Source organism: Vagococcus sp. WN80Y (genome assembly GCF_059621045.1).
The window spans coordinates 48,085-58,374 of sequence record NZ_JCAQHY010000148.1; the positions used below are offsets into that span (position 1 = coordinate 48,085).

Annotated in this window: 12 protein-coding genes; 3 read left to right on the forward strand and 9 right to left on the reverse strand. The window is 32.8% G+C overall.

Annotation, left to right across the window (positions count from 1 at the left end):
* Window positions 1-10: 10 nt before the first annotated feature.
* The 4 genes from ulaA to AC5KOD_RS10585 all read right to left on the reverse strand — a co-directional run bounded on the left by ulaA (window position 11) and on the right by AC5KOD_RS10585 (window position 4,573).
* Entirely contained in the window at window positions 11-1,375 is a 1,365-nt protein-coding gene (ulaA, locus tag AC5KOD_RS10570) for a PTS ascorbate transporter subunit IIC (RefSeq protein WP_496914522.1), read from the reverse strand.
* A 3-nt stretch (window positions 1,376-1,378) separates the two neighbouring features.
* On the reverse strand, window positions 1,379-1,669 hold the full coding sequence (locus tag AC5KOD_RS10575) for a PTS sugar transporter subunit IIB (RefSeq protein ID WP_496914523.1): 291 nt from the start codon (window positions 1,667-1,669) through the stop codon (window positions 1,379-1,381).
* A 40-nt stretch (window positions 1,670-1,709) separates the two neighbouring features.
* A complete protein-coding gene (locus AC5KOD_RS10580) occupies window positions 1,710-3,713 on the reverse strand; it encodes a BglG family transcription antiterminator (protein WP_496914524.1) in 2,004 nt (667 codons plus the stop codon).
* Window positions 3,714-4,318: 605 nt separating this feature from the next.
* Complete coding sequence (locus AC5KOD_RS10585) at window positions 4,319-4,573, reverse strand: hypothetical protein (RefSeq protein WP_496914525.1); 255 nt, start codon at window positions 4,571-4,573, stop codon at window positions 4,319-4,321.
* A 227-nt stretch (window positions 4,574-4,800) separates the two neighbouring features.
* Here AC5KOD_RS10585 and AC5KOD_RS10590 point away from each other — a divergent pair, with 227 nt between their 5' ends.
* From AC5KOD_RS10590 to AC5KOD_RS10600, 3 genes are all read left to right on the forward strand, one after another.
* Window positions 4,801-5,709, forward strand: a complete 909-nt coding sequence (locus AC5KOD_RS10590; RefSeq protein WP_496914526.1) for a hypothetical protein — start codon at window positions 4,801-4,803, stop codon at window positions 5,707-5,709.
* A 287-nt stretch (window positions 5,710-5,996) separates the two neighbouring features.
* Entirely contained in the window at window positions 5,997-6,779 is a 783-nt protein-coding gene (locus tag AC5KOD_RS10595; RefSeq protein ID WP_496914527.1) for a sensor histidine kinase, read from the forward strand.
* Between the two features lie 15 nt (window positions 6,780-6,794).
* Window positions 6,795-7,388 carry a response regulator gene (locus AC5KOD_RS10600; protein ID WP_496914528.1) on the forward strand — a complete coding sequence of 198 codons (594 nt, stop codon included), beginning with the start codon at window positions 6,795-6,797 and terminating at the stop codon, window positions 7,386-7,388.
* Window positions 7,389-7,455: 67 nt separating this feature from the next.
* On the opposite strand, the gene AC5KOD_RS10605 is transcribed toward AC5KOD_RS10600, so the two are convergent.
* The 5 genes from AC5KOD_RS10605 to AC5KOD_RS10625 form a co-directional block, all read right to left on the reverse strand.
* A complete protein-coding gene (locus AC5KOD_RS10605) occupies window positions 7,456-7,722 on the reverse strand; it encodes a hypothetical protein (RefSeq protein ID WP_496914529.1) in 267 nt (88 codons plus the stop codon).
* A gap of 21 nt (window positions 7,723-7,743) precedes the next feature.
* The gene (locus AC5KOD_RS10610) at window positions 7,744-8,409 is read right to left on the reverse strand and encodes a hypothetical protein (protein WP_496914530.1); all 666 of its coding nucleotides are present in this window, start codon (window positions 8,407-8,409) and stop codon (window positions 7,744-7,746) included.
* Window positions 8,402-9,136, reverse strand: coding sequence for an ABC transporter ATP-binding protein (locus AC5KOD_RS10615; RefSeq protein WP_496914531.1), 735 nt, complete (start codon window positions 9,134-9,136; stop codon window positions 8,402-8,404). Before AC5KOD_RS10615 ends, AC5KOD_RS10610 begins: the two co-directional genes overlap by 8 nt.
* 328 nt (window positions 9,137-9,464) lie before the next feature.
* Window positions 9,465-9,761: a recombinase family protein gene (locus AC5KOD_RS10620; protein ID WP_496914532.1), complete on the reverse strand. Its 297-nt coding sequence runs from the start codon at window positions 9,759-9,761 to the stop codon at window positions 9,465-9,467.
* A gap of 14 nt (window positions 9,762-9,775) precedes the next feature.
* Window positions 9,776-10,290 (reverse strand): recombinase family protein (locus AC5KOD_RS10625; protein ID WP_496914533.1); only part of this gene is annotated, 515 nt, incomplete at its 5' end.

Below are 10,290 nucleotides of genomic sequence, written 5' to 3' on the forward strand. Positions count from 1 at the left end.
TTATTTTTTATCATTGTGCTTGTTGTTCCAATTTCTGATCATGATCTTTCATGAAATACGTAATGGCAAACATAGCAATCAACACTATAACCACCCCTGCAATTAGAGCCATGCGACCACCTAATTTTCCTAACCCACCAAATAAAATACCTGTTACGGCATAATCTGTATCAGAGAATGTTGATTCAGCAAATCCTAATTGTCCTAGTAAAGGCATTAACATGATAGAAAAGAATGGCATTAAGATCCCATTCAATAATGAGCCGAAAATTGCCCCTTTTATTCCCCCTGTTGAGTTACCAAAAACACCTGCTGTCGCACTACTAAAAAAACGAGGACCTGGCACAATTACAGTTGTTCCCAACATTAGTTGGATAAAGAAGGCAATGATATTACCAATGAAACCAAACAAAAATCCAATCATTACGGCATTTTTAGCAAATGGAAAAACAACTGGACAATCCAAGGCTGGTTTTGCATTTGGTACCAATTTTTCAGAAATTCCTTTAAAGGCTGGCACAATCTCAGCTAAAACTAAGCGTACACCTGCTAAAACAATAAAGATTCCAGCAGCAAAAGTTCCTGACTGTTGAATACTATAGACAATCGGATTTGTTCCGTTACTCAATTCTTGCGTAACGTAATCAAATCCTGCAAAAAAGGTTAAAATGATATAAATAATACTCATCACAATTGTCATACTGACGGTAGAATCTCTCAAAAATGCTAAGCTCTTGGGAAAATTGATATCTTCAGTGGATTTACTATTCTTTCCAACAATTTTCCCAAAAAGCGCGCTGAGTGCATAACCAACACTGCCTGTGTGTCCTAAAGCAATATCATTGGTCTTGGTAATATTTCTCATAAAGGGCTGTAGCAAAGCAGGATAAATACAGTTAGCCATCCCAATGATTAACCCACCAAGCAAAATCATGGAAACGCTATTAAACCCAAATACAGAAAGAATGACAGCCATCATAGCGGATTGATAAAAAGTTGCGTGACCTGTTAAATAAATATATTTAAACCGTGTTAAACGTGCAATTAGCATATTAAAAATCATACCAAATAACATAATAAAGGCTGTGGCACTTCCATAGTCCTTTAATGCCAGTGAAATAATTGCTTCATTTTTTGCTACTACTCCTGGTAATTGGAATGCTGCATTAAACATATCTCGAAAAGGCCCTAGTGCGCCAGAGACGATTCCAGAACCGGCAACAATGACAAGGAAACCAGCAAAGGTTTTTATCCCTCCTGAGATTACTTCGGTGAAATGTTTCTTTTGTAGAATAAGTCCCAATACAGCAATCAACCCGACTATCACGGCAGGTTCACTCAAAATATCGATAATTAATTTAACTAATGTATTCATTTTCTAATCCTCCGTTAGTAAATTCTTTTCAATGCAAACTTTTCTCATTTTCACCTTCATATCTTCTTTATCAAAAATATTTTTTAGAATCACAACATTTTTTAAATGTTTAGCTGAATCTTCCAAATCGGCTGCCACACAAAACACATCTGCTGAATCCTGAGTCGCATCACTCATACTCGAATGAGTCACTTCTACACCCTCTACCCCTAATTCTTTCAACACCTCTCTCAAATTCATTTCCAACATAAAACTTGATCCTAGCCCAGTACCACATATCGCCATAAACTTCATTTTCTTTCTCCCTTCATTAATAAAAGTTTTACTGTGCTAACTAACTCTTACGTTTATCCCCTTTAATATACTTAACAATATCCTCAGAAGAATTCATACGTTTCAATTCTTCCACAAAATTTTTATCATTTAAAAATTGCATCAGATCTCTTAACGCTCTGAGATGTGAGTTATGATCGATTGCTGCTAAACAAATAACAATTTTTACAGGATCATTCTCTGGGTGCCCAAATATCACAGGATCTCTTAGCGTTATTAAACTGAACCCTATTTCATTGACCCCGTCTTTTGAGCTAGCATGAGGCATTGCAATATTAGGCGCGATTACAATATATGTGCCTAATTCCTTCACGGTGTTTACCATGGCTTCAATATATTCTTGTTCAACAATTCCTTTATTTTTTAATAACTGGCCACCATAACGCACGGCTTCCTCCCAGTTATCCACTTCTACATTTGCCTGCACAGTATCTTCTACTAATAGATCGCTTAACATCGGTATCCTCTCTCTCGTATAATCTTTTTCATTTTTGATGACATTAGAATTAGCAACCGTATTCTTTACTTCAAACGCCCTTAACTTCTTTATCTCCTCTTTGCTTAATAAAGGGGAAACTTCCACAATAGGTGGATAATCAATTCGATTAATTGGAATTGTCGAGATAATTAAATCGATCCCCTTCTCATTTATAAGGTCTTCACTAAGTTCTCTGATTGTATAACTACCTTGGACATTAAACGAAAGATATTTTTTTATGCGTGTTTCAAGTAAATTTGATGTACCAATCCCATAGTTACAAATAATGATGACATTAGGATAGCTACTCGCTACGGACAATTTCTCTATTGCAGAAGCAACATGAAGGGTAATGAATCCTATTTCATCTGAAGAAAACACAATTTCTTTTTCGTCAACCAAACTATTTAATATTTCATCTACAATTGTAAATAATCTACCATACGTATTTTTAATGTATTGAATGATTTCATTCTTTAGAAACACTTCATTTTTCAAACGATTTATGGCCGGACCTAAATGCAGTACTAGCGCACTAAATAAATCGGGATCTTGACGTAAACTAACTTTTAATCTATTGCTCATCTTACTAATAAATTGATCTGTCAATAAATGGATTGTCAACCAATCATCATTTAGAAAGTTCTCAGATTTAATTAAGCTACCGCCCAAAAACAACGTAATCAAAAACCATTTTTCTTTACTCGTGATAGTTATTTTAAATCGATCCTCTAACTCTTTTATTTGCTCTGCTAACAAGATGTATTCTGGACTTTCATTTTTTTCCGATTGTTCATTATCAGAAATCATATATTTCTGTTGTATGCGACTAATCGACATAATAATACTACTTACTAAATGAAAATAAGCCTCTCCTGAATAAGTCTTTTTCAAAAGCTCCTCCATCTTACCCACAAAACGTTCGATAAACTGAAAATCTTCCAATGAAAAATCCGTCCAGTACTTTTTCTGAATACTTTCTTCAATGTAGTCATTTATTGCTTGTTGATTACTTAATAAATTATGAGCTTCTTTTCGAATTTTACTTTCATCCCCCTCTAAAAAATAACCGTCACTAGGGGTGTAACAGAGTTCAATTTCGATGGATCGCAATCCTTTTTTTAACTCCCTGATATCAGAAATAATAGTACTTCTACTAACATCTAAACGTTTAATGAAATATTGAATATCAATTGTTCTTCTACGAAAAAGAATATCAATAAAAATCATCTCTCTTCTTTCTCGCGGCGAAGGATAAGATGTTGCCATTCTTAAAGAGGTCAGTAATTGTATCTGCTGTTTTTTAGACTCTTCATTTTTTTCAATTGAAACCTCTACTCTTATGTGTCGATTTAATACAGGTAAGTTATTAATTTTTAATAGATCATCAATCACCTCCAAATCATTTCGTATGCTTCGTTCACTAACATTAAAACGTTTTGCTAATCGTTCAATATCAATTGATTCCCCTACATCATGATGAATCAGTTCAGTTAGGATACTGGTTGAGCGTTGTGTCAAAAACATTTTTATCACCTCGAGTGTATTCTCATTCTAATCTGTTTTATAAAAGGATAGAAGAGCAGATTCTTTCAAAAGAACGGAAGCGCTTTAACTTCTATAAAATTCTACGAAGCCTTCTGAACTAATTTCATAATTCCAAGCCCAAGAAATACAAAAGATAAATATATAAAAAGCCACCCTCTCCATTTGTACTAGTATTGGTTCAACTTCCACTCCCAAACAAAAAAAGCCAAGAATGCTTTTATAGGCATTCCTAGCTTCTCTTTTGTTATTAATCGACCGAACTTTACAATACCAAATTCTGCTTGAGATAGATTAAAATATCAGTCATATCAAAAGTTTTAGGTAAATTAGAAAATTAAAGATATCAATAATTTTGAAGCCAAACAGCCTAAGTTTCAGTGTATAGAAATATGGCTTTCGTGGGCGAACATTTAGCAAGTATTGAAATACTATTTTTAATATTTAGGAATTTTCACCATATTCTCTACCTGACACTGCCCTATTAAGAATAAATTGGAAAATCATTTCCGTTTCATTTGGAAATATCTGTTCATCAACTGTTTTTGTTTTTATATCGTATTATTTAAATTTCCTTAAATAATATTTCAAAAAAACTTTAGCAAATTAGTTGCTACTACAATGCCACCAACGGCAATTAATCCCCAAGCTAGATAGGAGAATCTTTTAGACTTTTTCTTCCTTATTGTCCACAAAATAATCACTCCTACGATTAAACAAGCTACTCCAGCGCCTGAACTAATTAGAGCATTTCTCACAGCCTCTTCCCTAGTTTGACTTCGGATTGCTTCGTTAATTATCTCATCTGTTTTACCTGATCCTAAAATAAATTGATTAATCATTATCTTACCTCCTTATATTAGTATTGATTTCTTCTAAAACAACTGAAAAAAATATGGTCGTTCTCTCCCTCTACTCCTAGCTTACCTTAAATTAAGGGGGGATTGTATCAGTCATTTAGGCAAACTATTACTAATACTGCTAAGACTTCCTAAATGACGTATTTTATTTCTACTAGTATTCAGATACAATATAATTAACTGAGGTAAGATATTACTAGGAGGTTCACATGGAAAAACGTATTTTAATGGTCGTCAATTACTTCACGTTCTTTTTTTATCTATTATTACTTGCTATAGCTAATTTTTTTTATCATAGTCCTTCATTTTATAGAAACAACATTATCAGTATTTTTCTAGTTTCTATTAGCTTATACACATTATTGCGGACAAAAGAACAAAAAATCATTAATCAGTTTGTTACCTTGGTTATTTGTTTGAGTTATCTAATCCTGTTAGGAAGCTTACATTACTCTATTGCTGGAATTACTTGGACAATAATCTTTCTGATTTATCCAATTTTAATTTTTGAATTTTTTGGTAGCTTCACTTTTCCAAATAAAAATAACCTATTTCTCAACTTTAGATGGGCATTAATTTTGATCTCAATTTTTACCGCTATATCATTAACCTTTAAAAATATAAACCCCTTCATTGGATTTAGTAGTTACTTAAGTTCTTTCCTTTTTTGTGGTATTTTCTATTTGAAACATGCAAAAATTCAAACTGCCAAGCAAAAAAAATATAATAGAATACTCATCCTTTCTTTTTTAGCTTCTATTGCGCCTATAGCAATAAGTTTTCTTTATCACTTTATTTTTCTGAAAAATTTCAATACTTCTTTAATCACAAATTACTTACTTTCATTCATTATTTTCCCATTCATCATCTCATTTCTATTAATCAAACAATATCGCTTACTATTGAAGCCTAATTTTAAACTATACACAATAATATTTATCGTCAGTTCAATATATCTCTTATCGTTTGGTTCTGTTTTATATTATGCTTTCAATCTCTCGATCATTCAAATTTTCTTAATATGTATGCTAGTTATTGTGGGACTTGTTCTAATTTATAGTATCATTGATTCGTTTTATAAAAAAATATTAAACACAGCAACAGTAGCACTCATTTAGCAAATAATAAAAATGAGTTACTCTTTCAGTTTGATGATTCAAACTTTTTAATAACGATTAGTGAAATGCTCTCTTCCTATCTACTAAATACATACCATATAGACAATTACTTCTTTTTATGGGTCACAGAAGAGAATTCTCTTACACAATTAGCTGGAAAAGCTGTTGACTTACACAAACTAGAAAAAGATGTCTTTCTAAATAGAACAAACTTAGTAAGTGTAAATCAGATTGATTATCATGTAGTTCAACCATACAAAGAAAATACATTGCTTGGTGTACTGTGCGTGGAGACTTCACAATTTTTAACAGTATCAGAGCAGGATAAGAATGATGACTTCACTAGCTTTATTTATCACATAGCTGAACTTCTTGTAGCTTATTTTTCATTACAATCCCTTTCTAGAAAAAATATCGAACTCCCTAAAATCAAATATCCAGTATATATCGCACAAAACATTGATCAACATATTGAAGAAATTAATAAAAATTACTCAACTTATTTACATGACGATCTGCTACAATCTTTATTAGCATTGAATAATTTTATTTCACTAATCAAATCAAATGATCACTTTAAAACACTGGCTTCAGAAACACTAAATGAATTAATCAATCATTTAAGAAGTAAAATTTTTGAAATTTACCCTACTAATATCAATACATTACCTTTAAACGAGAATTTGGAGATACTCAAAAACAACATAAATGCTGAATACCCTGATTTCAACATAAATTTTCTCTATCAAACTCAGCTTTTTTTCCCAGATACTCTAAAATTGACTTTATATCGAATGATTTCTGAGTTAATAACAAATGCTAGCAAGCATTCTGAGGGTGATTGTATAGATATATACTTACAACAAACTCAAAAGGAAATAATCTTGGAAGCAAATGATAATGGGATCGGAATAGCTAAAACTAAACTCAACAAGTTAGATGTCAATCAAAAACATTTTGGCATTCTCTCCATTAAAGAAAAAGTTGAACAGTTAGAAGGGAAAATTAGCTTTAACAATACCGAGTTGGGGCTTTCAGTCAAAATCATTTTGCCATTATCAACTAACTAAGGAGGAAATAGTACAATGAAAAAAATCTTACTAATAGACGACCATTCTTTATTTGCCTATAGTCTTAAATTATTATTAGAAGAGTCCATGGAGGTTACGCTTGATATCTGTGAAAGTGCTGAAAACTTAGTTGACTTAACAATTGAAAAATTTGATCCCTTATTATTAGACATCCATTTAGGGAATGAGAATGGGATTGATATTGGAAAACAACTTATTTCCAACTACCAAAAAATAAAAATAATTTTCTTATCTGGTTATGATTTAAAAGAATTTAGAAAGCAAGCTGCCTCAATTGGGGCTTACGGTTTCTTCAATAAAAATATTGAGCCTTCAGTATTGATTTCAGCAATTCAAGATGTAATCAATGGCAAAACTCTTTTAGAAGCAGTTGAAAAAAATGCGCATTCACTCACCCCAAAAGAAGTAGAATTACTTCAATACTTAGCAAAAGGCTACAGACAAAAAGACATCGCAAAATTCCTAGGTATCAGTATTCGAACTGTTCGACATCATCTATCTGCAATCATCAAAAAACTAGAGGTAGAGTCTACTACAACAGCTGTTGTTGAAGCAATGAGACTCGGGATCATTCCAATTATCCCTTAACTTTATTTAAAATCAGACTACTTTTTAGCACTAAATAGGTAGTCTGATTCACTTGAAAATTAACATTTCAGTTGACCATCTTCAAAAATAGCTGTATACCATTTATAACAATACCTGAAAAACCTATTCCAACAAGCGTCCAAGCAGCGATTTGACCATATTTATTCTCTTTGTTTAACCTCTTCAAAAGAATCACTCCAACGATTATCATTACAATGGCAATTACCGTTGCTATACTACTATTAACAATTTTTTCACTTTGAGTTTGCTGTTGCATTTCGGTCTCAATTGTCTGATTGATTGTACGTTCTAACTCTTTATCAAACTCTTCCATTACCCGTTCCTCCATTCAAATTTATACGTGAATATCACGATTAAATAGATTTCTTAATGACAACACAGCCACAGTGATACCGATTGCACCGAATACTAGTGTAACTGCTAGTTGGCTAAATAAGCGATCATTGGTTAACCCAGAAGAGGCACCTGCACATATAATCGCGACTGAAGTAACAATTGTCCCAATGACTGAGTAATTGATCAATCCTACAGCCAGCGGGATTAATCCTAATAAAATAATCATGATAGATGATATAACAAAAGTAGCTGTATTTTCTAATACAAATTCATATTGAATACTTGGTAATAATTGATGAGCAATAAAAAATAGGATATTCTGAAGTAGTTGAGAGAAGAATAACCCGCTAGTAACAATCAACAAGATTAAAAATAATTTTGATAAAATGGCTTTTCTTCTATCAATTGGGTAGGTATACATTAAAAGAATTGTTTTATTACTAAATTCACCAATAATCATAATAGCTATCAAGGCTGCTTCCCAAACTACAAAAACTGTTTTCGAAAAAATGTCGATGGCCGTTTGTGTTTCTACTACGCCAGTCGTTGTTTCAAAAGAAATCATCATGATAATTGGAAACATCATTACATTCGCCAAAAGTATGAATTTCCACTGTTTTTTTAGCTGATACTTTTCCATTTCTATTCCCATATATCTAAGCATATTGATTCCCTCTTTCTTGTAAAATAGTCATAAAATAAGATTCAATTGTTTCACTATTTTCATGAATCTCCTTTATATTCTTTTCTACCAGCATCATTCCATCATCAATAATCCCTACCCGATTTGCAATTTTATCGATCTCACTAATAATATGACTAGAAATTAAAATACTACTCCGGTATTCCTCATTCACTCGTCTTAAAAGCTTTCTTACCTCTAATATTCCAACCGGATCTAAACCATTGATAGGTTCATCTAAAATCAATAATTTTGGTTTAGAAATAATGGCCCTCGCAATTGCTAATCGTTGTTTCATTCCTAAAGAAAAATCTCTAACGATCTTTCCTTCTATTTTATTTCCAGTCAAATCAACCATTTCGAGCACTTCATTTATATTCAGAAAATGCTGTTCTCCCATATATCTGCAATGCAATTCTAAATTCTTCTGCGCTGACAAATTTTCATAAAAAACTGGCGTTTCTATAATACTTCCAATCTGACTAAAAACTGGATTACAGCGATCATTTATTTCTGAATCTAAAACTTTTATTGAACCACTTGTTGGTCTTAAAATTCTAAAAATTAATTTCATTAACGTTGTTTTTCCAGCTCCATTCGCTCCCAAAAATGCGTAAATCTCTCCTTCTTTAACTGTCATATCTACGTTCTTTATTATTTCCTTATCGCCAATTTTTTTGGTAAGCTTGTTGATTTCTAATACATTCATCTTCTAATCTCCTTTACTTTTATTATCTATACCCATCATATAGCGAAAGAAAATTTTTAAATATTGGTCATTTAGGCAAAAAAAAGCATCATCTATATCTCTAATTTTGGCCTACACAATTAGTGATAAGCGAGATATTGTATGAGTTTTAGACACTCTTAATCAGTTAACTAAGCTTCTGTAAAACTGCTTATTAAATTCACCAAGGATTTTGTCTACACGTCCTACGCGTACTATCTAGTAACAGAAAAAAAGAGCATTATCAGAGACATGTCCCGAAAAGAAACATCTGCTGATAACGCTCGAATAGATTATAGTGCTAACACATCTAATAATAATTAAAACATAATTGATTACTCCAACTCATCACCACAACTTGTTTCTTTTGAAGATGTGCCAACCGCCTTTTAATTGTCTTAAAGTCTTCCCCAAGTACATGTACACTAGCGATCACAACCGTATCTCCTGACACAAGCTGATCGGCCATTCGCTTAAATTCGTCGGACGGCCCCTTTCTTTTAAAAGGCTCAATAAAAATCGCCTCACAGTCATAATCTGAGACGATTTTTAATTGATCATTAAGGGGTAAAGGAGCCCGTTGTCTGACATATCCATATATCGCCATCACACGCCTCTTTCTTAGCCATTTACGTTTAGTTCTGTTTGGCTTTTGGTCCGCTCTTCTTGTTGGGTATACTTATACACACTTCCTAATGATACCCCACATTCACTGGCAATTTGTCGCATGGACCATTTTTGATCATGGTATAAAAAACTAATTCGATCAATAATTTGGTCATCAATCGTCGGACGGCCAATCAGTCGTCCTCCTTGGCGGGCAAGGTCGATGTTTTCTTTCATTCGTTCACTCCGACACGCAGTATCCGTTTCTAAAAACAGATCGAACAGCTGATAAAAGGCCGGTGTCTTAGACGTATCCACCTGATCGTCACTGCTGATCAACCGAATATTCTTTTCTTGGAATAAGGTCATAAGGGACTTCAAGCCACGCAGCCCTTTCCCAAATACTTTCAGGGTCATCACGACGACCTGATCGTTTGGTTGTAACAGCTCTAATAGTTTAGTTAATTCGGATTCCTCAAACAAGGAATCCGTTTCAACAAATAATTCCTCACAATTATACGTCATGAGGT

Excerpts from the sequence above, each read along its gene's own strand:
- AC5KOD_RS10620 (WP_496914532.1), bottom strand. The coding sequence starts at position 9,761 with ATGGCGATATATGGATATGTCAGACAACGGGCTCCTTTACCCCTTAAT.
- AC5KOD_RS10605 (WP_496914529.1), bottom strand. The coding sequence starts at position 7,722 with ATGGAAGAGTTTGATAAAGAGTTAGAACGTACAATCAATCAGACAATT.
- AC5KOD_RS10590 (WP_496914526.1), top strand. The coding sequence starts at position 4,801 with ATGGAAAAACGTATTTTAATGGTCGTCAATTACTTCACGTTCTTTTTT.
- ulaA (WP_496914522.1), bottom strand. The coding sequence starts at position 1,375 with ATGAATACATTAGTTAAATTAATTATCGATATTTTGAGTGAACCTGCC.
- AC5KOD_RS10580 (WP_496914524.1), bottom strand. The coding sequence starts at position 3,713 with ATGTTTTTGACACAACGCTCAACCAGTATCCTAACTGAACTGATTCAT.
- AC5KOD_RS10610 (WP_496914530.1), bottom strand. The coding sequence starts at position 8,409 with ATGCTTAGATATATGGGAATAGAAATGGAAAAGTATCAGCTAAAAAAA.
- AC5KOD_RS10575 (WP_496914523.1), bottom strand. The coding sequence starts at position 1,669 with ATGAAGTTTATGGCGATATGTGGTACTGGGCTAGGATCAAGTTTTATG.
- AC5KOD_RS10615 (WP_496914531.1), bottom strand. The coding sequence starts at position 9,136 with ATGAATGTATTAGAAATCAACAAGCTTACCAAAAAAATTGGCGATAAG.
- AC5KOD_RS10585 (WP_496914525.1), bottom strand. The coding sequence starts at position 4,573 with ATGATTAATCAATTTATTTTAGGATCAGGTAAAACAGATGAGATAATT.
- AC5KOD_RS10600 (WP_496914528.1), top strand. The coding sequence starts at position 6,795 with ATGAAAAAAATCTTACTAATAGACGACCATTCTTTATTTGCCTATAGT.